This is a genomic window from Methylacidiphilum infernorum V4, from assembly GCF_000019665.1.
GTDB classification, from domain to species: domain Bacteria; phylum Verrucomicrobiota; class Verrucomicrobiia; order Methylacidiphilales; family Methylacidiphilaceae; genus Methylacidiphilum; species Methylacidiphilum infernorum.
In genome coordinates this window covers 1948908-1970303 of sequence record NC_010794.1, presented here as the reverse complement: position 1 = coordinate 1970303, position 21396 = coordinate 1948908, and the positions used below count along the sequence as shown (strand labels likewise).

22 protein-coding genes are annotated in these 21396 nt (G+C 48.6%); 17 read left to right on the top strand and 5 right to left on the bottom strand.

The features are described 5' to 3' along the window. Positions 1-14: 14 nt before the first annotated feature. The 10 genes from MINF_RS09355 to MINF_RS09310 all read left to right on the top strand — a co-directional run bounded on the left by MINF_RS09355 (position 15) and on the right by MINF_RS09310 (position 8949). Positions 15-500, top strand: a complete 486-nt coding sequence (locus MINF_RS09355; RefSeq protein WP_012464459.1) for a redoxin domain-containing protein — start codon at positions 15-17, stop codon at positions 498-500. Positions 501-596: 96 nt separating this feature from the next. Further along, entirely contained in the window at positions 597-1688 is a 1092-nt protein-coding gene (locus tag MINF_RS09350) for a 6-phosphofructokinase (RefSeq protein ID WP_012464458.1), read from the top strand. Positions 1689-1774: 86 nt separating this feature from the next. After that, positions 1775-2326, top strand: coding sequence for a hypothetical protein (locus MINF_RS09345; protein WP_012464457.1), 552 nt, complete (start codon positions 1775-1777; stop codon positions 2324-2326). A 319-nt stretch (positions 2327-2645) separates the two neighbouring features. Next, a complete protein-coding gene (locus MINF_RS09340; protein ID WP_012464455.1) occupies positions 2646-3905 on the top strand; it encodes a 4-hydroxy-3-methylbut-2-enyl diphosphate reductase in 1260 nt (419 codons plus the stop codon). Positions 3906-3913: 8 nt separating this feature from the next. Then, positions 3914-5356, top strand: coding sequence for a leucyl aminopeptidase (locus MINF_RS09335; RefSeq protein ID WP_048810541.1), 1443 nt, complete (start codon positions 3914-3916; stop codon positions 5354-5356). Positions 5357-5359: 3 nt separating this feature from the next. Further along, entirely contained in the window at positions 5360-6718 is a 1359-nt protein-coding gene (locus MINF_RS09330; RefSeq protein WP_012464453.1) for a hypothetical protein, read from the top strand. A 100-nt stretch (positions 6719-6818) separates the two neighbouring features. Continuing rightward, positions 6819-7010: a hypothetical protein gene (locus MINF_RS11510; protein ID WP_187146937.1), complete on the top strand. Its 192-nt coding sequence runs from the start codon at positions 6819-6821 to the stop codon at positions 7008-7010. Between the two features lie 59 nt (positions 7011-7069). Further along, positions 7070-7339, top strand: coding sequence for a hypothetical protein (locus MINF_RS09320; protein ID WP_012464451.1), 270 nt, complete (start codon positions 7070-7072; stop codon positions 7337-7339). Between the two features lie 66 nt (positions 7340-7405). Then, positions 7406-8233, top strand: coding sequence for a hypothetical protein (locus tag MINF_RS09315; protein WP_012464450.1), 828 nt, complete (start codon positions 7406-7408; stop codon positions 8231-8233). Beyond that, complete coding sequence (locus tag MINF_RS09310) at positions 8230-8949, top strand: hypothetical protein (protein ID WP_012464449.1); 720 nt, start codon at positions 8230-8232, stop codon at positions 8947-8949. Before MINF_RS09315 ends, MINF_RS09310 begins: the two co-directional genes overlap by 4 nt. A gap of 199 nt (positions 8950-9148) precedes the next feature. On the opposite strand, the gene MINF_RS09305 is transcribed toward MINF_RS09310, so the two are convergent. From MINF_RS09305 to MINF_RS09295, 3 genes are all read right to left on the bottom strand, one after another. Beyond that, a complete protein-coding gene (locus MINF_RS09305) occupies positions 9149-9613 on the bottom strand; it encodes an RrF2 family transcriptional regulator (protein WP_012464447.1) in 465 nt (154 codons plus the stop codon). Between the two features lie 69 nt (positions 9614-9682). Continuing rightward, positions 9683-10510 carry a hypothetical protein gene (locus tag MINF_RS09300; RefSeq protein ID WP_012464446.1) on the bottom strand — a complete coding sequence of 276 codons (828 nt, stop codon included), beginning with the start codon at positions 10508-10510 and terminating at the stop codon, positions 9683-9685. Positions 10511-10528: 18 nt separating this feature from the next. Next, positions 10529-11269 carry a YggS family pyridoxal phosphate-dependent enzyme gene (locus MINF_RS09295; RefSeq protein ID WP_012464445.1) on the bottom strand — a complete coding sequence of 247 codons (741 nt, stop codon included), beginning with the start codon at positions 11267-11269 and terminating at the stop codon, positions 10529-10531. A gap of 38 nt (positions 11270-11307) precedes the next feature. Between MINF_RS09295 and MINF_RS09290 the strand changes: the two genes are divergently transcribed. Further along, positions 11308-12237, top strand: coding sequence for a LysR family transcriptional regulator (locus MINF_RS09290; RefSeq protein WP_012464444.1), 930 nt, complete (start codon positions 11308-11310; stop codon positions 12235-12237). A 166-nt stretch (positions 12238-12403) separates the two neighbouring features. Here the strand turns inward: MINF_RS09290 and speA are convergent, their stop codons facing one another. Further along, entirely contained in the window at positions 12404-14401 is a 1998-nt protein-coding gene (gene speA / locus MINF_RS09285; protein ID WP_048810540.1) for a biosynthetic arginine decarboxylase, read from the bottom strand. Between the two features lie 96 nt (positions 14402-14497). Here speA and MINF_RS09280 point away from each other — a divergent pair, with 96 nt between their 5' ends. Continuing rightward, positions 14498-14707 (top strand): hypothetical protein, encoded by a 210-nt coding sequence (locus MINF_RS09280; RefSeq protein ID WP_012464441.1) that lies wholly within the window; start codon positions 14498-14500, stop codon positions 14705-14707. A gap of 522 nt (positions 14708-15229) precedes the next feature. After that, positions 15230-15733: a bifunctional nuclease family protein gene (locus tag MINF_RS09270; protein ID WP_012464439.1), complete on the top strand. Its 504-nt coding sequence runs from the start codon at positions 15230-15232 to the stop codon at positions 15731-15733. A gap of 15 nt (positions 15734-15748) precedes the next feature. On the opposite strand, the gene MINF_RS09265 is transcribed toward MINF_RS09270, so the two are convergent. Further along, complete coding sequence (locus tag MINF_RS09265) at positions 15749-16669, bottom strand: TerC family protein (protein WP_012464438.1); 921 nt, start codon at positions 16667-16669, stop codon at positions 15749-15751. A gap of 264 nt (positions 16670-16933) precedes the next feature. Here MINF_RS09265 and panC point away from each other — a divergent pair, with 264 nt between their 5' ends. The 4 genes from panC to MINF_RS09245 all read left to right on the top strand — a co-directional run bounded on the left by panC (position 16934) and on the right by MINF_RS09245 (position 21389). Further along, positions 16934-17707 (top strand): pantoate--beta-alanine ligase, encoded by a 774-nt coding sequence (panC, locus tag MINF_RS09260; RefSeq protein WP_048810539.1) that lies wholly within the window; start codon positions 16934-16936, stop codon positions 17705-17707. After that, a complete protein-coding gene (locus tag MINF_RS09255) occupies positions 17698-18726 on the top strand; it encodes an N-acetylmuramoyl-L-alanine amidase family protein (RefSeq protein WP_012464436.1) in 1029 nt (342 codons plus the stop codon). Before panC ends, MINF_RS09255 begins: the two co-directional genes overlap by 10 nt. A 79-nt stretch (positions 18727-18805) precedes the next feature. Continuing rightward, positions 18806-20002 carry a two-component system sensor histidine kinase NtrB gene (locus MINF_RS09250; protein WP_012464435.1) on the top strand — a complete coding sequence of 399 codons (1197 nt, stop codon included), beginning with the start codon at positions 18806-18808 and terminating at the stop codon, positions 20000-20002. After that, the gene (locus MINF_RS09245) at positions 19995-21389 is read left to right on the top strand and encodes a sigma-54-dependent transcriptional regulator (RefSeq protein WP_012464434.1); all 1395 of its coding nucleotides are present in this window, start codon (positions 19995-19997) and stop codon (positions 21387-21389) included. Before MINF_RS09250 ends, MINF_RS09245 begins: the two co-directional genes overlap by 8 nt. Positions 21390-21396 lie beyond the last annotated feature (7 nt).

Genomic DNA, 21396 nt, shown 5'->3' with positions numbered 1-21396 from the left:
GGAGGAAAGAAGTTATGGCCCTGAGTGTAGGAAGCTTGGCCCCCGACTTTACCTTAAGTTCCAAGTTCCCGGAAGGGATAAAGCAGATCCATCTCAAGGAGGAGCTTGCTAAAAAAAACGTGGTTCTGCTCTTTTTTCCCATGGCTTTCACCCCGGTTTGTACCCAGGAGATGTGCACGGTTTCCTCTTCGCTCAACGAGTATGCAAAACTCGATGCCCAGGTTTTTGGTATAAGCGTAGATAATCCTTTTGCACAAGAAGCATGGGCGAAAAAAGAGGGAATTACCATCCCCTTGCTCTCCGACTTGAACAAGGAAGTTTGCAGGGCTTATGATGTTCTTCTGCCGGGGTTGATCGGGATCGGCGATGTGGCTGCGCGGGCTGTTTTCGTTGTTGATAAAGCTCAAAGAATAGTTTATAGAGAGGTAACTGCCTCTCCGCTTGAATTGCCTCGATTTGAGCCGATCAAGGAAGCCTTGCAGTCGATCCTTTCCCGGTAAGGACCGCTGTGGGTCTTTTTTTATAAAAAGGATGAAGCAGGGAAAGATTTTCGGCCAGGTACTACGCTTGTAAACCGATAATATAAATGATTTTAAATGAAAAGATATCGGATTGGAGTGCTTACCAGCGGGGGCGACTGTCCGGGGCTTAACGCGGCTATCCGAGCCGTTGTCTGTTCTGCCGGCCTTTTAGGATGGGAGGTTTTCGGCTTTATTGATGGATTTGAAGGGTTGATTTCTCCGGTAAGGTATCAAATTTTGAATGAAGAAGATACCCAAGGGATCATATCCCTGGGAGGAACCATCTTGGGAACAACCAATCGGGGAAGGTTTACGACAAAAACGGGTATAGGGGAGGTCATGAGGTTACCTGCCCATCTTATCGACGAGGTCAAAGAGACTCTTGAAGGCCTGGGTATCGGGGCGATTATTTGCATTGGAGGGGATGGTTCGTTGACCGCGGCTCAACAGCTTTACGAAGAAGGAGTCCCCATCGTCGGCGTGCCTAAAACGATCGATAATGACCTCTCCGCTACGGATTATACCTTTGGTTTTTATTCTGCCGTGGAATTCGTTTGCCGATCCTTGGACAGGTTGCGGACCACGGCGGCCAGCCATAGGCGGGTGATGATCGTGGAGGTCATGGGAAGGTATACGGGTTGGATCGCTCTTTATGGAGGGCTTGCGGGCGGAGCCAACCTGATATTGATTCCGGAAATTCCCTTCGAATATTCGAAAATTGCTTACCAGGTGAGAAAGAGGATTGCCGAAGGCAACTTCCAGACGATGATCGTTGTAGCCGAAGGGGCCCATCCTAAAGAGGATCCCTATTATGTCGTCGAGGAAGGAAAAGAAAGGCCCGGTGAACTGAGATTGGGAGGGGTGAGCAGGCAGTTGGAAAAAGTGATCCACCAGATGACCGGCCAGGATACCCGGGCGGTCGTGCTCGGCCATCTCCAAAGGGGAGGAGAGCCAACCGCTTTCGATCGCAACCTGGGGATGATGTTCGGCGCTGCGGCGGTGGGCTTGATACGGGAAAAGCGTTTTGGCTACATGGTCAGTTACCGTGAAGGCAAAATTGGCTCCGTCCCCATCCTTGAAGCGATAAAAGAATTAAAAAAAGTAGATGTCCATTGCCCCGAGATTCAAACGGCCCGGGCAATGGGCATCTCTTTTGGAGAAGAGTAGTTGTTTTCTTTCCTAGCCTCTTGGAGAAACGAGGATTTCTTAAAGCGATTGCTTTCCTTTTTTCTTTAGTTTAAAACGAACTGATTGTGAACGAATTCAAAGACTTTTTAGAAACTCTCAAGCAGCCTGAATACATCCACGTCCTTCTCAATCCTTTGCCTATTTACGGCCTAGGCCTGGCCCTTTTGGTCTTCATCATCGGCTCTTTTATAAAGTCAAGGAGTGTGCAGGCGGTGGGGCTTGTGCTGATCCTTTCGATGTGTGCATCAGGTTGGTTGGTTGAACGTTATGGAGAAGAGGGGTATGATCGGGTGGAAGCGATGGTGTCCGAAAAAGAGAAAGCTTGGCTGGACGCCCACAAAGAAAGGGGAGAGAGGGCTGTCTGGGTTCTCTATGCTGAAGGGCTCATAGCGGTCATCGCCTTGGTTGCCCTGGGGATATTTCCCAAGGGGATGCAGTTTCTAGGGACGGCTACCATTATTGTGGGGCTTGCGGCTCTTTTTATGACGGTGTGGACGGGACATGCGGGAGGCAAGATCCGCCACAAGGAATTCTACGAGGGCCCTCCGCCGGGTTATGAAAAAGCTAAACAGCCCCAACCTCCAAGACCGGACGAGCCCCTGCCTAAAGCCGAGTAGCGATGCATGCAAAGGCCGCTATCTTCTGCTAAACGGCTCAAGGTAGAGAAATGGATTTGAGCGGGTAAAGAATTAGTTTCGCTTTTTTTTGAAAATGGGTGTATAAAATGAGCAGGATAGGGCAGGGCAAACGCTGGAAATATCAACTTGGAGATGCATTGGGGTCATTTGAGCGAATACTTGAGGGCTTGAGCCGGGGTTGAGCCCGGGTTGGCTTGGGTAAATGGTAAGCCGGCTTCGCAGCTTAGAAGGCATAACTGAACAAGTCGGCTGAAGCGGTGATAACAACGATTGCAAAAAAATAAGCAGGAATAAGGCTATGGTTGAAAAAATCCAACAGAAACCTTTGAAAGTAAACTTAAGGACTCCTGAGGTCATGAACCTCGTCAAGGCGGAGGTGGAAAAACATTACCGCAGTCCTCTTGTCGATTACTTGAAAACAACGGGGGGTTCTCTTTCCGGTGGCGGCATAACCGTTAAGCTGGCAAAGGCTTTCGGTTTTTGTTACGGGGTAGAAAGGGCCATTGACTTAGCCTATGCCACCACCAAGGTCTTCCCTACGAAACGGATTTTTTTACTCGGAGAAATTATTCACAACCCGGAAGTGAACGATCAGTTGACGGCGATGGGAATAAAGAGACTGCAAGCGGTAGAAGGAGGATATTTCCTGGATGGATTGACGGCCGATGACGTGGTGATCATTCCCGCTTTTGGCGCGGAGGTCGAAACCATGAAAAGAATCCAGCAGATCGGCTGTCAAATTGTCGATACGACCTGCGGGGATGTCATGACGGTCTGGAAACGGGTCCGGCAGTATAGGAAGGAAGGGGCTACGTCCATTATTCATGGGAAAGCTTGGCATGAGGAAACGAAGGCTACGGCTTCTCGGGCAATCGGAGAAGACGGCAACGGTCATTACCTGGTAGTTTACAACCTTGAAGAAACCGATTACGTCTGCAACTACATTCGTTATGGGGGAGATAAGAAGGAGTTTTTAGAAAAATTCAAGGGAGCGGTTTCCCCCGGGTTTGATCCCGACGTTCATCTTTGTCACGTGGGGGTAGCCAATCAAACGACGATGATGCGCGGAGAAACCGAAGAGGTACAACGGCGAATTTGTAAGGCGATCGAAGATCGGTATGGAAAAGAAAACCTCCATGAGCATTTTCGTTTCTTTGATACCATTTGCGGGGCCACCCAGGAAAGACAGGACGCCCTCCTGGATATGCTCGATAAAGAAAAACTTGACCTGCTGATCGTCGTTGGCGGTTATAACAGCAGCAACACTTCCCATTTAGCCGAAATCGGGGAAAGCAGGCTACCCACCTATTTTATAAAAAATGCCGAAAAGTTGATTTCTACCCGCCAGATTCAGCATTGGGACCTGCACAAAGGACAGGAAGTGATCACCGAGGGTTGGCTGAAAGAGGGAGAGATTAACGTGGGCATTACGGCCGGGGCTTCTTGTCCAAACAACCTGATCGAGGAAACGATTCAAAGGCTTTTTGAACTGCGCGGCATCGGGGTTGAAACGCTCCTGGCCAACCACTCGATGGAAAATGAGATTGTAAAAGGATAATGACAACCATGAATATTCATCTGCAAAAAGCATTTCCAGGGAGGGGAGACAAGGTCGTTTTTGTCGAGGAGGGGAAGTTTCAAAAGGAAGGAGTCAGCGCACTGGAGTTTGAGGGCAAAAAACTTTCCTCTCTTTTGTGGCGTGAACCTTGGGGAAGAATCCTCTATGTGGGTATAGGCGGTCCTCCTTATACGAGGGATACATTACGCAAGGCGGCCGGCCTGGGGGTCAAGTCCTTGTTGAAGATCGGAGCCAGGGATATTACCCTTGATTTTTCGAATCATCCCGACTTTTTGCCCCATGTGGATGCTGCAGTGGAAGGGGCCATGCTGGGCTCCTACCGCTTTGAGGAGTTTAAAGAAGAAAAGGCCAAGAGAAAGAATAACCTCGAAGAGTTGAGGGTGGTAACGGGAGAGATTCCCGACTCCCTGCTCCAGGATATAGAAAAGGCGGTGCGCCAGGCCCAGGAGATCGCCCATGCCGTTAATTACGTCAGGGCGATCGGCAATATGCCCGCCAATTACGTTACTCCTGAAACCCTCTCCCAGAAAGCGGTAGAGCTGGCCGGGAAAAGGAAAGCTCTTTATGTAGAAGTATTCGATAAAGAGCGGTTGGAAAAAGAAGGTTTTGGCGGATTAACCAGCGTGGGGAAGGGTTCTGCGAATGAACCCAGGCTCATCGTTTTAGACTACCGAGGGGAGGGTTCCAGCTCCCGCCCGGTACTGGTCGTGGGCAAAGCGATTACTTTTGATAGTGGAGGCATCTCGATCAAGCCCGGAGAACACATGGATGAAATGAAGTATGACAAGATGGGAGGATGTGCGGTCCTGGGTATCGTTGATGCGGTAAGCCGGCTTGGGTTGCCGCTGAGGCTTGTAGGGATCATTGCTGCTGCGGAAAATATGCCCGGCGGACATGCCTATCGACCCGGGGATATTCTTCGGACCTACGGAGGGAAGACCGTCGAAGTATTGAATACCGATGCCGAGGGCAGGATTGTCCTTGCCGATGCTTTAGCCTATGGGATCGAGAAGTTTAATCCCGGTCTTGTTTTTGACCTGGCCACTTTGACCGGGGCTTGTATTGTGGCTATCGGCAAGCAAAAAGCGGGGCTGTTCAGCAACAGGGAGGATATAGCCGAATTTTTGTGGAAGAAGAGCGAGGATTATGGGGATCCGCTGTGGCCCTTGCCTCTAGGCGAGGAGTTTGATGAAGCGATAACGAGCGATGTGGCCTTGGTCAAAAATGTAGGAGGCAGGGAAGGAGGAGCCTGTACGGCGGCTTCTTTTTTACGGAAATGGGTAGGGGAAGTACCTTGGGTCCACTTGGACATAGCGGGGCCGGCTTGGATAACCAAAGAATATCCCTATCTTGAAAAGGGGGCCACGGGATTTGGCGTGCGGTTGATTTGCCGTTATCTTATGAAACGGCTCGAAGAAAAATCCTTGTAAAAAATGGATGGTTTTTATAGAGGCTTAAAAGCTGGGCTTTGTTCCCTTCTTTTCTCTGCTGCCCTGTCGTTCCTTTATCCCGCCTTGGGTTTACCCAAGGGAGTGTCCGTCATCTCCCTTGCCCAGGGGCAAGTTAAAAAAGCTTACGATCTTTATATGTCTCCAACCGGGGAATGTTACCTGGTTTTTGCCCGTGAGGCGACAAAACCTTTTGCCGGGGCTTCCTATAGATGGGAAGTCGTCCTAGCCAAGTGGGATAAGAAGGGAACAAAGCTTTGGGAAAGGCCGATCGGGGATTATTATGGGATGGACAACCGGTTTTCTCTTTTTTCGGATCGACCGCAAGAAATTTTCATTCGAGGAGTCATCGAAGATCGGTTTTTCCTGTGGAAGTGGGGATCCGATGGCCAACCTTTGTGGAAAATAGAGAGAAAATCGGCTTTTTCGCTTCCCGAAGGGATAGCTGCGGGAGATGGGTCGGGAGGAGCTTATGTAGCTATTCCGCCTCTTCTTTTTGCTTCTGCGGGCAAAAAGAATGCCGGTCCCATTGAAATTGCCCATTATTCGGCTGCGGGCAAATGGATTGAAAATATTCCCCTTTATTCAGAAAAGAATCCTTCAAAGAGCTGGCTTCCTCCCGGTTTGCAAACCTTGGATACCTTGGTAGGCCTCCTTGCCCTTTCCTCCGACAGCCTCGTCGTTTACGGTTATACCGCAGGCTTCGGTCCTTTTGCCGGCAATGCCGGCCAAACCATGGATTATGGTTGGCTTTCCTCTCCCCTCATCGTTTCTCATAATCACATTTTTGCTCGGAAATATGACAGGGGGGGAAAACTCCTGGAAAATATTTTACTCAGCGGCAATTGGAATAACCTTGTGGCTTCCGCCTTCGCCGGTCCTTCGGGGATCCTAACCTTGTGCGGCACCTCTGAAAGTTTTTCTTGTCCCGACGACTCGCACCGGACGGCCAACGATCTTTACAGTCTCCAGACCTTTGTTTTTCGCTATTCGGCTCAAGGCCGATTGCTCTGGTGCAGGCAATTTGGCTCTGGGGTGTCACTGGCTCCCCTTGCCATAACCACGGACTCAGCGGGAGGATCCTACGTGCTTGGAGAGATCAAGGATGTTTACCCGCAAGAAGCCGTGGGAGAGAAAAAACCGGGTAGGGTTTTCCTAGCCCGTTTAAATGACCGGGGAGATCTTTTATGGATTAAGCAGTTTGGCGCCATGACCAGTTCCCCTTTTAGCAATATTGCGATCGACGAGCGGGGAGCGGTTTGTTTTGGTTTAAAAACTCCCCGTTTTGACAGCCTGGGCCCATTGGAAGATGTAGTCGTAATGCGCCTTGCACCGGGCTCCTAGCGGGTGTTTACCATGGAAAAAAACGGGAAGAAAAATTAACTTTTGGCGTTGTTTTGATTTTTTAGGCCTTGAGGGAAAATATGTTCACTGGCCTCATGGGGTGGATAGGGATGGAGAGGGATGGCCAGAGGCCATTACCGGTCCTGCCGACCGTAAAGTCGCCGGCTGGTTTGCATGCAGCTATAGCCGGGCAATGGGTTTCGCGATCAAAATGACTCGAGGGCTGCTTGACGCTTTGCCGGGACGGCCCCGAGTGGAAGGAAGCGGTCCGCCGCCAGGTCCCGGTTGGTGAGTTTTTACTGTTGCCATCGGCTGTTAAGTCATTAGCGGTTTTGCAAAAAGAAGCAAAGGTTGAGGCTTGCCGGAAGAGCCCAAGAAGTGCTTGGAAGGGAAAAATGCAGTGACAAGCTGCGCCATTTATGGGAATATCCCCTTGACATTATCCTTGAGGCTTCCTATTCCGACCGTGCCTATTGGACGGCACGCGAAGAGAGCCTAGCCGTTTTGATTTTTTCGGGCGAAAAAACCCCGGTGCAAGAAAAGAACCCCTCGACTGGGGGCAAAAATCAAGTCGCGATTTTAAGAATAGCTGAAATTCTCATTGAAAAAAATAGAAAATAAGATTAGAGAGCTTTAAAAAACGAGTAAATTTGTTGAAGAGACAAGAAGGAAGGAGTTTTATAGAATATGATTAAACACCGTTTTACTCTGCCCCTGCAGAGCAAGGGAAATGTAGGAAAATCCACGCAGGCTTCGCTGCAGATTTTCTGGATGAATGCCAGGAATGTTTCATGGCAGGCTTACGATCTCGATAGCGATAACCGGACTCTCTCCAGGGCGATACCTGAAGCGAAGTTGGTCCTGTTGTCCGAGGAACCCGAGGCGGATTTTCTAAAAATATTTAGGACGATTCCCGAAAGGTCGGTAACGGTCCTTGATCCTCAAGCCCATTTTTTTAGGGTTTTACTCCATTCCATGGATTTTGCCCATTTTCTCGATTGGGGAGCCCAGTCTGGTATAAGGACGACGGTTTTACTCTTTCCCGTTGACGATCTGAGTGTCATGGATGAACTGGCGGAGATCGTCGAAAAGTTTGGAGACAAGGTAGATTACCTGGTCATTAAAAACAGGGCAAAAGCTCCTAAAACCCGGATGTTCGACGGCAGCCAACTGGAAAAAGAACTGGCTGCACTGGGAGCTGCCACCCTGGAGATTCCCGCCCTGCTTTCGGATACGCGCAATTACCTCTCCCTGTTAGAAGTCGAACTGCAACAACCTCTCAATCTCCTGGAGATCATTTCAGATAAGAAGATTAAAATGGATCTTTTTCACCGGCTCATCCTTGAAGATTGGGTTAAAAAAATGTTCGAGCAGTATGACCGGCTTGCCGGTTATTTACTTCCTGACGAGGAGGCAAAGAGGGTTATGGAAAAGTGGAAAAAGCCGCCCGAGGAAAATAAGGAGTTTTCATTGCAAAGAAGAGGGGCCAAGATTAATTTATCGAACCTTCAATGAAACCTTTTAAAGCCAACTGGTCTATTCCTTCGAAATCTTCCTTTCCTTTTCCCTCATCAAGGAATCCCTTGCCGACGAAAGAAGACCAGAAAACGGCTTTGGAAAACCCTGCTCTTCAACAAGGCCATTCCCTATCTTCATCCTTGACTTCAAGCGTTCAATCCGAAGGAAAAGATGATCCCCACAGGTACTGGAAGGCGGCTATTTCCAGGCTTCCCGCGGAAAAAAGAGAAATGGCTTGGGAATGGTACATGGACCATTGCCAGGGAGAAAAACCCCTGGATACATTACCCGGTCTTTTGCTTTTGCTGGAAGCGAATGCCGCTTACCTGGATTCGATCCCCAAGGAAGTCAGCCGACTCCTGCAAAATCTGGCTTCGAGTAATTTTTCCTCCTTGGAGGAGGGTCTTAAAGAGTTGAGAAATTTTGTCGGTTACTTGGAAAATTACCAAAAACAGGTTGAAGAAGTCATCCATACCTTGGCGGAAAGCCACCAGGAAATAAAACAGATCGTGGTCGAGGAAAAGACCAGGAAGGATAAAGATCTTCCCCAGCGAGACGAACTGATCAAAAAGCTGTTGGCCGGCGTTGAAAGCCTGGAGAAAAAGAAGCACCTGTTGAGAATCTGGGCGGTATGGTTCCTCTTAGCCGTGGGTTTCATAGGGGGAGCGGCGCTTTTTTTCCTTCTCAAGATCCTCTTTCCCAAGATTTTTTGAACTTTCCCCTCCCTTGCAGCTTTCTTCCAGTATGACGATCTTAAAGGGCCCTGAGTGGAAGAGACAAGAAAACTTGCGTTTTTCAGGAAAAGAAATCCTTCCCTTGAGTCTGGCTCGTTACGCTCGGCTGGGGTTTTCAACGGTGAGGAGTACGGGTGGGCTTGCTTATGGAAAAGTGATTTGCGTTTATTTAAATTTCTTATATCTCGAAAGCGAAGCCTTCGGTGGCTTCGGTCTTTAACTGGCTTTCCTTTTGCAGCAGTTCCTTTAGGGAAGTTTTATCCAGCACGGTCGATATCACATCCCGGGTTTCTTTCATCAAGAGGCGGATGACGCAGGTCTTTTCATCCAAGCAGTCCTCGCAGGGAGCATAAGCCGTTTGGCTGACGCAGCGGACGGGAGCCAAGGGCCCATCGATCAGCCGGATCACCGAGCCGATCGGGATTTTCTCGGGTGGGTATTCAAGGGCATAACCTCCCCCTTTGCCTCTCCTGCTGCTCAAAAACCCGTTGTTTTTTAGTTCCAAGAGAATCGATTCGAGAAATTTTTTAGGAATTTTTTCTTTTTCAGCGATTTCTTGAATTAAAATCGTTCCCCTCTGCTGTTCTTTGGCAAGGTAGAGAAGGGCTCGAATGGCATACTTGCTTCGTTTAGTCAAAAACATACTTGGGATAAAAATATTTTAATCATATTCTCTAGAAAAGAAATAGAGATAAAGAATTTTAAAAAAAAATTAGGGGTTTTTGTATTCTTCTAATAGGGACAACTCTTCGCTGAGGTAATTTTGAGGGGGATTTGTCCAGGATAGGCCTGAAAGGACCCTTTTACGCTGCAGAAAAAGAACAAGCGCATTTTCCTCCTCTGTCCAGCGTGTTTCAATGGGAATGCCTGCCTTGGGAGGAAGGGATGCCCAGATATCCAGCGAAGAGCTTGGCCAAGCATTTTCTCCGAGGAGAAAGGAAAGGACCTGGCAGACTTTCCTCAACAGGGGGACCGCCCAGTCCCAGTTGGCTTCTTCTTTAGCGGTTAAAAGCTGTATCCAACAAACCGCTTGAGTCTTTTCATCTTTCCCTACCCACTGGAAGAGCTCCCCGAAAGGAGAACTTTTGGATTGAGCACTTTTTGTCCAGTTCAATTGCGGGGGAGCTCCAAAAGGTTCGAACCGACCGTAATGGGGAAAAAAGGAGGGATTGAGGATTTCATCCAAGCTTTGTTCTGAAGGATCGCTGTAAGGATCTCGCCGGATACGATAACTACTCTCTTTGATCTTCTCCACCGCCTTCTGTAGGGTCTTCCAGCTGAATTTCCAGTACCGGCCGTCTCGATGTTCCATGCCCAAAAAGGAATCCTCCTGTTCGTTGTAAACGACGGAAAACAGCTCTTTAGGCCTGTCTATGCGCAGGTAGGGTGGGCTGACTTTCAATTCGAGCTCTTCTTTGACTTTACCCTTTAGCAAAACAAACGTGTAAGAAACAGAAGGAGGGCTCTCTTCGGCGGGAAAAAGAAGAGAGTTTAGTCCGGGCAAAAGGAAGAAGACGAAAAAGAAAAAGCCTTTTTTCAAGGGGTAAAATGCGGGATCTTAAAGAAAAGTTTTTGTTCCCCCGGTTTTAATGAAGGATTCTTTTCTTGGCCCAAGAAGAAAATGACCTATCCTGATCATCGTAGCTCCTTCTTCGATGGCCACTTCGAAATCTTGGCTCATACCCATGGACAAAACCGGCAGAGGAATACCGCTTTGGGATTCGATTTTGTCCCTCAGCATCCTGAGCCGAGAAAATACGGGCCTGACCTTTTCGGGATCCGGACTGGCGGGAGCGATGGTCATCAGTCCAAGGATTTCTAACCGGGGAAGAGCGTTGATTGCCAGGCAAAGGGACTGCGCTAGCTCCGGGGTCGTTCCAAACTTCGTCGATTCTCCAGAAACGTTGACTTGGACTAAAATTTTCAACGTTTTTCCCATGTTTTGGGCGAAGTGAGAAAGCAGGGTGGCATCCTCGAGGTCGTCAACAGAATCTATCCAATCAAAAAGATGGGAAGTGAGCTTTATTTTGTTTTTCTGAAGGTGTCCGATGAAATGCCATATCCCCTTTTCTCCAATTTGCTCTTTTTTAAGCCGAGCTTCTTGAACACGGTTTTCTCCGATGTGAACGATGCCCATCCGCAGGAGAGTTTCAACGACTTCCGGTCCAAAACCCTTTGTTACCGCGACGAGGGTAATATCCTTAGGATTTCTGCCGCTTTTCCTTGAAGCCGTTTCAATTTTATATTGAAGTTTTTCTAACCTTTCTTGGATTGATGCCGAGTAAAAAGAAAAATTCATAATTTGACAAATTATTAGTTTTACTAAAAATTAGTTCGATGCAAATAGAAACGCTCAAAGCCTTTAGGGATCTTGTAGAAAGTCGTAGTTTTAGCAAGGCTGCCCAACTGAACAAGATCAGTCAATCTGCTGTCAGCCAGCAGATTCGTTCCCTTGAAGAGCGTTTTGGTGTTCCTCTTATTGAGAGAGGGAGCCGCAAGGTGCAGTTGACAAAGGAAGGAGAAATACTTTATCATGCCGCCCGGGAGATTGTTGATATTTATACAAGAATAGAAGCGAAAATTACTGAAATCAAGGCTTCTGTTTCGGGCAACATCCGGGTTTCGGCCATTTACAGTGTCGGTCTTCATGAACTGCCTTACTATTTGAAAAAGTTTTTGAAACTCTACCCCGAAGTTAACATCCGGGTCGAATACCGCCACTCAAGGCAAGTTTATCAAGACATCATAGAAGGCAATAGCGACATCGGCATCGTTGCTTATCCCTCGCCGAGAAAACTGATCAAAATTGAGCCTTTCCGCAAAGACCGCATGGTGGTTATCTGCAGCCCGACTCACCGTTTCTCCCAATTAAAAGAGGTCGGCTTGGAAGAAATAGCCAGGGAGGGGTTCATCGCTTTTAGTTCGGACATGCCGACCCGCAGGGAGCTCGACAAGCTCTTTAGGGATAGGGGGCTTGAATTTAGACCCGTAATGGAGTTTGATAATGTCGAGACGGTGAAGAGGGCTGTAGAAATCGATGCCGGGGTGGCTATCGTTCCCATGGCTACGATTACCCAGGAGATCAGGAATGGCACCCTCAAGATGCTCGAGCTTTCCGGCCCCCCTTGCTATAGACCGATTGGGATTCTGTATAAATCAGGAAGGATGCTTACCCCGGCAATGAGAAAATTCATAGAGATTCTCCAGAAAGAGGAGGTACCCATCGATACTCCTCTAGATTTTTTAAACGTTAAGAACGGTTCTTGAAAAGCTAAGCCTAAGGGCGGATCAAGGAAGAGAAAACCGCTCATTTCTTTCCTTTCCAAAAACAAGCTTTTTTTTATAGGCCTGGGTTGGCCCTGATCGCCTCGGGCTTTGTCCTGTTCATGCACCGGGCTTGCCCGAGGAACCCTTTCTAGGGGAGGACAACCCTTTAACCGGGAAGGGGGCCAAAAAACAAGCTTCTTTCTGACTCGATTTCCGCGACGGACTTTTTATTGAGCTCTTCGTATTCGATCTCTAGGTAGGTGGATTTTTTTAATCCGCTCTCGTAGAATTCGAGAAGACGCATGCCTTCATTGGGCTTAAGAAGGTTTTGCTTGATCGCGTTATCAATTTGGCTTTTCATGGCATTTTCAAGAATCTTCGGTTCATATTGAACCGCGCTCAGCGCCTCTCCGATGGTTAAGGCAGGAATCGTTTCTTCGATGTAAAACCCCTCGGGTTCGTCAGGATCGATAAACACGTGGGCTTCGTTCACCCTGCCGAATAGGTTGTGGAGATCCCCCATGATGTCTTGGTAGGCGCCAACGAGGAAAATGCCTAGGAGATAGGGCTTGGAATCCAGGCTGTGCAAGGGGATGGAACTCTGGTGTTTTTCTTCCCCGGTCAGGAAGGAACAGATTTTTCCATCGGAATCGCAGGTAATGTCCACGAGAAAACCACGGCTGTCGGGTTTTTCATTCAGCATGGAGATCGGGACAACGGGGAAAATCTGTCCAAGTCCCCAATGGTCGATCAAGGATTGAAAGACCGAAAAGTTACAGAGATACTGATCACTGAGAGATTCGCGCAGCTTGCGTATCTCCTCGGGAACCTGCTTGGCTCCATTGTAAAGGTTGACCACTTCTTTGCAGATCTCCCAGTAAAGGGTTTCAATTTCAGCCTTGGTTTGAAGATCGAGCAAGCCGAGGTCAAACATCGCTTGAGCATCTTCCTTGATCTGGAGACTGTCATGGTAGTTCTCAAGCCGATTTCTCTTGTTGAGTAAGGCTTTAAGCTCCATGAGATCCTGGACAAGCTTGTGATTGGAATGAAAGCTTAAGGGTTGTAAGCCTGCGGGTTTTATTTTCTGGATGGTGCCCAGGACATCGACAATGAGGACGGAATGGTAGGCCACGACCGCTCTTCCACTCTCGGTAACAATGGTGGGATGGGGAACTTTTTCTTCGTTGCAGATTTCGGCAATGTTATAAACAATGTCCCGGGCATATTCCTGAAGGGAGTAGTTTATGCTCGAGTCGGTAGACCTGCTTCCATCATAATCGACGCCGAGTCCTCCTCCCACGTCGATGTACTGGATGGGAAATCCAAGCTGATAAAGCCTGGCGTAATATCTTGCTGCTTCTCTTACCGCCCTTTTAATCGTGAGGATATCGGGAATTTGCGAGCCGATATGAAAATGGATCAGTTGAAGGCAGTGGGATAAATGGTTCTCCTTGAGCCTCTGGATGACCTGTAAGAGCTCCGCGGTGGAAAGGCCGAACTTCGCTTCATCGCCGCTCGAATAGGCCCAGTGGCCTCTGCCCTTGGAAGCCAGCTGGATGCGCACACCGATGATGGGATCGACTTTGAAACGGCTGAGCCCGTCGATCACGAGATCCAATTCTTCAACTTTTTCGAGGACCTGGATTACCTTTTTGCCGAGTTTACGGCCAAGAAAGATCGAATCGACGAAAAGCCTGTCTTTGAACCCGTTGCAGATGAGCAGGGCTTCGGAATCCTTGAGCATGGCCAATGCGGCAAACAATTCAGCTTTGCTTCCCGCTTCCAGGCCGTGATGAAAGGGAGAGCCTGCATCGACGATCTCTTCGATCACTTCACGGAGTTGGTTTACTTTTATGGGGAAAACCGCTCGATATTTTCCCCTGTAGTCCGCTTCTTCGATCGCTTCTTTGAATGCCTGGTTGAGATTGAGAACACGATGGCGCAATAGGTCCTGGAAGCGCAAAAGGAGGGGGAAATGGAGTTTCCTTCCGAAAGCGGCACGGATGACTTTGAAGAGGTCAAGCTCCGGTCCGGCATCTTGCACGGGCCTGACGCAAATGTTTCCTTCCTTGTTGATGGAAAAGTAGCCTGCTCCCCAGCGAGGTATCTGATAGGTGTTCAGGGCTTGGCCTATCTCCCACGGGATTTTTGGTTGGCTAATCATGGAACTCACAATATAAAACTACAAAAATAAATCGCAAAAATTGTCTATTTTATTTTTAATTTTTTTCTTTCGCCGTTTTGAATCACAGGGCCGATCATGCCCCTCTCCCTGAAGCTCTCCCACGACGTCAGCCAAGTTCTGCTCCAGGCACTTCGGGTTGGACTCTTAACAAAACATTCCTTGGGGGGGCATCCCGTCAGCTTTTTTGCCCAGGCTTTGGCGGAGTGCTTGCCCCGGCTCCTCGTTCAGAAGAGCTCGATCAAGTTGGGGAAATCACGGTTAATGTCCCATGCCATAGCCCCGTGATTGGTGGCGAGAAGGGAGGAACAATCCCTTGCCGATGCTCCATCTGCCTTATCGCTTCCAAGGCGGATGAACCTATCCCGGCATTCAAGCGCGGGTGGAGCCAAGCCCCGGATCACCCATGAAAAAATCCCTTGTATTTTCCGTTTATTCCAGGACAGGCTTCCTGAACCTGGTGATCAACGGCCCCCTAACCCTTTGACAGCTTTCTTTTCCGTGATCCTGGCCTGGAGTTTTTTTTAGGATCCCCATCTTGGCCTGTGCCGGACAGCCAAGCCTATAGGACTACATCGGTCGGTTTCTTTCCTTCCCAGAGGATGATCACGGTGCCGGCCGCTCAACCGCCTGCCGGAAATCTTTCCCTCTTTCCCCATCCAACTGTTCCCTTGTAACAAAAGCCTGGATGGCTTGCAGGCTTGCTTCGCTTCATTTGCCCAGGGTGATCCATTCCTGGATTGGTGCTGACTAATTATTGCTATTGAAAACCCTTGCAAACTATTTAAAACCGAATTAACTGAATACAGTGTGAGAAACGATGTTGTTCCAATAGAGGTTAAAGGCATTTTGCCCAGCAGCCCCAATGGTTTTGCCATTTTTTTAGGCAACGAGGAAAAAGTTTTTGTCATTAATGTGGATAGTTACGTGGGGAGGGCGATAGCCATGGCCATTAGGGGGGAAAGAAATGAAAGGCCCCTAACGCACGAGCTCATGGCCATGGTTTTCGATTCCCTTTCGATCCACGTTGAACGGGTGGTCATCAACGATCTGCGGAGCAACACTTATTTTGCAAGGCTTCTGTTGCGCGCCGAAAACGAGGTCCATAAAAAAATCATCGAATTGGATGCCCGGCCGAGTGATTGCTTGACCTTGGCATTGCAGTACAAGTGCCCTATTTACGTCGCCGAGGAGGTGTGGGAAGAAGTCGAGGATATGTCCGAGCTTCTGGAAAAAATGAGAGAAGTACAGAAAAAACAACAACAACAGGAGCCTCCCGAAGAACCTCCTCTTTTTGGCGAAGAATCAAAATAAAGGACTTTCTTTTCCTTATTTTTTAGCCGGCTTGGCGGCCTTTCCTTTTTGCTTGAGTAGGCTTCTTTCCTTGAGTTCATGCAAAATACAGAGGGCTACGAGGGCTATGAAACTATACAAGGGAGGGATTTCCACCCAGAACTTGGCAATGAGTTCGGCTCCCATAAGCAACAAGAGCCAGGCGGAAAGCTTGCGGATCGAGATGATCTTTTGGGCCATTTTTTCAACCAAGAAATAGAGGGACCTGAGACCTAGGATCCCGCAAATGTTCCCCCCGATGATGACCAAGGGATCGTCGGTCAGGGCAAAGGAGGCGGGGACGGAGTCTAAGGCAAAAAAAATATCGCTGCTTTCTATGGCTAGCAGCGTAAGAGCGGCAGAACCCACCCCGATTTTACCTTTTGACAAAAAAAGCCATTTTTGTTCCGGGTCGATTACAAAGGGTCCCCGCTTCGTTCTTTTCGTTCCGGCAAGAAGGGAAGGAGGTTTTTCTTCCTTGGGATGGGAAAGCCGGTAAGCGCCGTAAAAAAGGAAAAGGCCGAAAAGGGGGTAGATCAAAGACCAGTTGGAGGCGGCATAGAGGCCAAAAACAATAAGCAGCAGCCTAAGGAGAACCGCTGAAAGAAGCCCTATGCTCAAGATTTTCTGCCTGAGAGAGGTGGCCGTTTTTGAAAATTCAAAAATGAGATGGAAGGTGATGAGGTTATCCAGGCTCAGGAGGTATTCGATTCCAAAAACACCGAGGAAACTCATCGCCTTTTCCGCCCCCTTGACGAGTCCTAGCCAGAGTCCAAGAAGGAGACTAAAAAGGATCCATAGGAAAGATCTTCCCAAGCCCGGGGTCTTTCCTCGTGGGCTAAAACCCAAGGAATTCAAGATTTGTCCGACTAAGGCCAACCCGAGCAAAGAAAAAAAAAGAATGTAAAAAAGATCCATGTTTTGTAACCGTTGATCCGGGCTTAGAAAAAAAACATCCCCGAAGTTTCTCTTGGGCTTAGCCCTATTGATTTTTTAAGTCCATCCTTTTTTAATCTCGATTTATTAAGCTTATTTTGATGGGCTTTGAAGATAAAAACTCCAGAGTTTTCTTCAAGTCGGATTCTTTTTTTTCGTCATCTTTTTCGAGCAGAAGTTTTGCGAGGGATTTTTCTTGGAAAGGGAATATTGACAGCGGTCCAACCGGAAGCAGTTTTTATTGCTATGATCGAAATTTTTTCTCCTTCGGAGATGCAGTCGCTTGCTCTGCAGTGGAAAATCCAAGGGAAGGCCACCGTCCTGGTCCCTACCATGGGTGCCCTGCACAAGGGCCATCTCTGCTTGATAGAAAAGGCACGCAAGCTAGGGGATCCCTTGGTTGTCAGCATTTATGTTAATCCCACGCAGTTTGGCCCTGGCGAAGATTACCAGGTCTATCCCCGGAATTATGAAAAAGACAGGCTGCTTTGTCGTGAACAGGGGGTCGATGTTCTTTTTGCACCTCCTAGCCTTTACCATGAAGAGCATTCAAGCTGGGTGGTCGAAGAAAAGATTTCCCTGGGCCGCTGCGGCCGCTCCAGGCCGGGACACTTCAAGGGAGTTGCAACGGTGTTGATGAAGCTCTTTTGGTTGGTTCAACCCTCCAAGGCGGTTTTCGGATGGAAAGACGCCCAACAGCTGGAACTCGTGCAAAGATTGGCCAGGGATTTTTATCTTCCCATGGAAGTGATCGGGGTAGAGACGGTGCGGGACGAAAACGGGCTGGCCTACAGCTCCAGGAATGCTTACTTGAACGAAGAACAAAAAAGGATAGCTTCCCAGTTCCCAAGGATCCTCAAAGAGGCGGCCTCGATGCCCGAAGGAGAAGCTTGGGCGAAGAAAGAGCTTGAAAAAATTCCTTGTTTTAAGCTCGATTATGTGGAAAAAGTAAATGGGCGGTTGTGTGCAGCCCTATGGATAGATAAAATACGCTTAATCGATAATTTCCCATGCCCTTGATTAGAATTTTCCTTTTTTTTCTTTTTTTGGGCTCATCTTTTTTGAAAGCGGAGCCGTGGCACCTTGCCCAATTCGGCAAGAGCCAATATGTCCCCTTGGAGGATTTTTGCCGTTTTTATCACTTTTCTGCCCCGGATTATTTTCCCTCCCAACCCATCCATTTATCCAACGGGATCAACTCTCTTGACTTCCTGCCCAATACCTCGTTTGTCTTTATCGATGGGGTCAAGCATTGGCTTTCATTCCCGATTGTCGAACGGCTGGGACAAATATGGATTTCGAGGATAGATCTTTGCTGCTTGTTTGAACCTTTGCTCCGACCGGGGATGATTCCCACTGGTCGCCTTTATCGCGGGGTGGTCATCGATCCGGGACATGGAGGATCGGATAAAGGGGCTGTTTCGAGAAAAGGGACAGAAAAAAACTATGCCCTGGATACCGCCCGTAGGCTTGCCGCCCTTCTAAAAGCCAGGGGGATACCCGTGGTCATGACCCGGAACGAAGATGTCTTTGTTTCGCTCGATGAACGGATAAGAATGGCCTCTTATTATCCCGATTATATCTTCGTCAGCATTCATTACAATCAAGCTTACGGGGGAGGCCGCGGCTTGGAAACCTATGCCCTTTCTCCCCGCGGCTCCCCCTCCACCAACAGCCGAAGGCTCTACCTGACCGATTATAGTCCCAGTCCCGGTAACCGGACGGACAGCCTCAATATCCTTCTTGCCCATGACATCCATAGTCAAATTATCAGGCTTCATCCCAACGATTCGGACATGGATAGAGGACTGAAAAGGGCCAGGTTCAAGGTCCTCAGGGAAAACTCGCTTCCCAGCGTGCTCGTTGAAGGCGGTTTTCTATCCAATTCTATCGAATCTTCCCTTGTGGATCATGAAAGCTACCGTCAAAAGCTGGCCGAAGCCATCGCCCGGGGGATATTGACCTTTTTTAACCAGGTCAATCCCCAGAAGAAGAAAGCCTTGCAAAAATCTTTCGCTTCGGACGGCTCGGGGCTTTAAGGAAAAAAAGCTTTTCACAAAATCGTTGCATGGAGAAATAAATAAGAAAAACTTATATTACAGCCGTTTTTAAACATTCATGCGCCACTCGTTTTTAAGCAAGCTCTTGGGAAAGTTCGAGAGGGTAGGGCCCCGGGAGATCCAGGGCGTTTTCTTGAGTTTGGTCAAGGAAAAGGGTTTTCTTGAAGCCATATTCAATGCCCTTCAGGAGGGGATTATCGTTCTCGACAACCTGGGTAAAATCAAGTATAGCAATCTTGCGGTGCAGAGGCTCTTCGGGGTGAGTCCCGACGATATCCTTGGCAAGGAGATCCAGAAGTGTATTCCTCTGATCGATTGGCCGGAGTTGATTTCCTTGGGAAAAGTCATCAGCCGGGATTTCCAGGTTTTCTATCCTGAACCCCGTTATTTCAATCTTTCCTTGATTCCTCTTGAAGGATTGGGGGATAAAAATGCCGCCTACATTGCCATTTTTTATGACATTACGGCGACGCGAGAAAAAACTTTGGAGGCGATAGAGAGCGAAAAACTCAACCTCTTGACCATGCTGGCTGCTGGAGTGGCCCACGAATTGGGCAACCCCATCAATGCCCTAGGTATTCATTTTCAGCTCATCGAAAAGAAGTACAAGAAACTGCTCCAGCAGAAAAACGGGCAAATAGGGGATAAAGAGATAGAAAATTCTTTTGCAGCCATCCGCTCGGAGATCCGTAGGCTTGATGGCATCATCAACCAGTTTCTTAAGGCGATCAGGCCTTCTCCTCCCAAGTTGAGGTTGCTGTCGCTCAACCAGGTCCTTAAGCAAGCCGTGGAGTTTCTCTCGCCGGAAATCCAAAACCTGGATATCCTCATCGAGATGGATCTCGACCAGGGGCTTCCCCTCCTGCGGGCGGATAGAAATCAATTAAAACAGGCTTTTTACAACATTCTGAAAAACGGGATAGAGGCGGTAGGCAAGAACGGGATCATAAAAATCAGCACCCATGCGGATGATTCCTTTTTGATCGTTTCCTTCCAGGACAACGGAACGGGGATTGCCCAAGAGGCTATGAGTCATCTTTTCAAACCCTATTTTACGACCAAGTCCTCCGGCACGGGCTTGGGTCTTCTCATCGTCAGGAGGATCATCCGTGATCATGGGGGAGAAGTCCAGATCGAAAGCCAAAAAGGCAAAGGGACGACCGTAAAAATTTTATTGCCCCGGGCGGAAAGGCTGATCAGGCTTCTTCCCATGGCTGAAAAAGCAAAGCAAACCGAGGCTCGTTGCGATGAATAGGGAGAATGACTTTCCCAAGCTGCTGATCATCGAAGATGAAAAAAGAACGCGCATGGGATTGGTTATGGCTTTGGGAGAGGAGTTTGACACTTATGAAGCTTCCGATCTCTCTTCGGCCATGGCCATCTTGGAAAACGAACCCATCGACATCGTCCTTGCCGATATCCGGCTGGGCAAGGAGTCCGGTTTTGAAATTCTAAGGAAAGTCAAGTCGCTTCCCTTTCCTCCGGCCTGCCTCTTTATGACCGCTTACGGTTCGGTGGAGAACGCCGTCGAAGCCATAAAGATGGGAGCCTACGATTACATTCCCAAGCCCTTGGACTTGGAAAAGTTGGAGATTACCCTCAAAAGAATCTATCAATCCAGGAAAGTCGAGGTCGAAAATCTCCAGTTGAAACGACAGCTCAACTGGAAATACGGCCTTGAGAAGATCATCGGCAATTCGGCGGCGATGAAAGCCGTTTTTGAAAAGATAAAGCAGGTGGCATCGAGCAAGGCGACAGTACTGCTTGAAGGGGAAAGCGGGACGGGCAAAGAACTCGTTGCCCATGCCATCCACCAGCTCAGTCCCAGGAAAAACTTCCCTTTTGTCGTCGTCCACTGCGCGGCTCTTTCTCCCCAGCTTCTCGAGAGCGAGCTTTTCGGCCATGAAAAAGGGGCCTTTACCGGGGCGATTGAACGAAGGATAGGGCGATTCGAAGAAGCGGCACGGGGAACGCTTTTCCTCGATGAAATCGGGGAAATCGATCTGCCCACGCAGGTCAAGTTGCTTCGTGCCTTGGGAGAAAAGACGATACAGAGGGTTGGAAGCAACAAGGTCGTCGCGGTGGACGTGCGCGTCATTGCCGCCACGAACAAGAACCTTGAAAAGATGGTCGAGGAAGGAAAATTCAGAGAAGATCTTTTTTTTAGGTTAAACGTGGTGCGGATCGTTATGCCTCCTCTGAGAGAAAGAAAGGAGGATATTCCCTTGCTTGCCCAAGCTTTCCTGGCCGAATTTGCAGCGGAAAACGGTAAAAAGATCGATCGGCTAAGCCCCGAGGCGATGAAAATCCTTTTAGAATATGATTGGCCGGGCAACGTTCGCGAACTCAAAATGGCTATAGAACATGGAGTGGTCCTTTGCCAGGGAGAAGAGATTCGTCCCAGGGACCTTCCTGAAAGGATAAGAATCCCAAGACCCCTGCTCAGTGCTCCGATCTCCGTAGAATCCTCCGAACCAGACTGCTTCAACTTAAAAGAAGCCGAAAAGCGGCTCATTCTCCATGCCTTGAGAGTCTGCCAAGGAAAAAAAACCTCTGCCGCAAAAAAACTGGGCATAAGCCGAAAGACCCTCCAAAGAAAGATCAAGCAGTTTGAACTGACGGATTGGGTAAAGGAAAACTAGGGCCTTT

Bases quoted from the DNA above. Each gene is read 5' to 3' on its own strand.
- speA (WP_048810540.1), bottom strand. From the start codon at position 14,401: ATGATTAGCCAACCAAAAATCCCGTGGGAGATAGGCCAAGCCCTGAAC.
- MINF_RS09255 (WP_012464436.1), top strand. From the start codon at position 17,698: ATGCCCTTGATTAGAATTTTCCTTTTTTTTCTTTTTTTGGGCTCATCT.
- MINF_RS09355 (WP_012464459.1), top strand. From the start codon at position 15: ATGGCCCTGAGTGTAGGAAGCTTGGCCCCCGACTTTACCTTAAGTTCC.
- MINF_RS09250 (WP_012464435.1), top strand. From the start codon at position 18,806: ATGCGCCACTCGTTTTTAAGCAAGCTCTTGGGAAAGTTCGAGAGGGTA.
- MINF_RS09315 (WP_012464450.1), top strand. From the start codon at position 7,406: ATGATTAAACACCGTTTTACTCTGCCCCTGCAGAGCAAGGGAAATGTA.
- MINF_RS09305 (WP_012464447.1), bottom strand. From the start codon at position 9,613: ATGTTTTTGACTAAACGAAGCAAGTATGCCATTCGAGCCCTTCTCTAC.
- MINF_RS09335 (WP_048810541.1), top strand. From the start codon at position 3,914: ATGAATATTCATCTGCAAAAAGCATTTCCAGGGAGGGGAGACAAGGTC.
- MINF_RS09330 (WP_012464453.1), top strand. From the start codon at position 5,360: ATGGATGGTTTTTATAGAGGCTTAAAAGCTGGGCTTTGTTCCCTTCTT.
- panC (WP_048810539.1), top strand. From the start codon at position 16,934: ATGATCGAAATTTTTTCTCCTTCGGAGATGCAGTCGCTTGCTCTGCAG.
- MINF_RS09245 (WP_012464434.1), top strand. From the start codon at position 19,995: ATGAATAGGGAGAATGACTTTCCCAAGCTGCTGATCATCGAAGATGAA.
- MINF_RS09290 (WP_012464444.1), top strand. From the start codon at position 11,308: ATGCAAATAGAAACGCTCAAAGCCTTTAGGGATCTTGTAGAAAGTCGT.
- MINF_RS09340 (WP_012464455.1), top strand. From the start codon at position 2,646: ATGGTTGAAAAAATCCAACAGAAACCTTTGAAAGTAAACTTAAGGACT.
- MINF_RS09280 (WP_012464441.1), top strand. From the start codon at position 14,498: ATGCCCCTCTCCCTGAAGCTCTCCCACGACGTCAGCCAAGTTCTGCTC.
- MINF_RS09265 (WP_012464438.1), bottom strand. From the start codon at position 16,669: ATGGATCTTTTTTACATTCTTTTTTTTTCTTTGCTCGGGTTGGCCTTA.
- MINF_RS09295 (WP_012464445.1), bottom strand. From the start codon at position 11,269: ATGAATTTTTCTTTTTACTCGGCATCAATCCAAGAAAGGTTAGAAAAA.
- MINF_RS09350 (WP_012464458.1), top strand. From the start codon at position 597: ATGAAAAGATATCGGATTGGAGTGCTTACCAGCGGGGGCGACTGTCCG.
- MINF_RS09310 (WP_012464449.1), top strand. From the start codon at position 8,230: ATGAAACCTTTTAAAGCCAACTGGTCTATTCCTTCGAAATCTTCCTTT.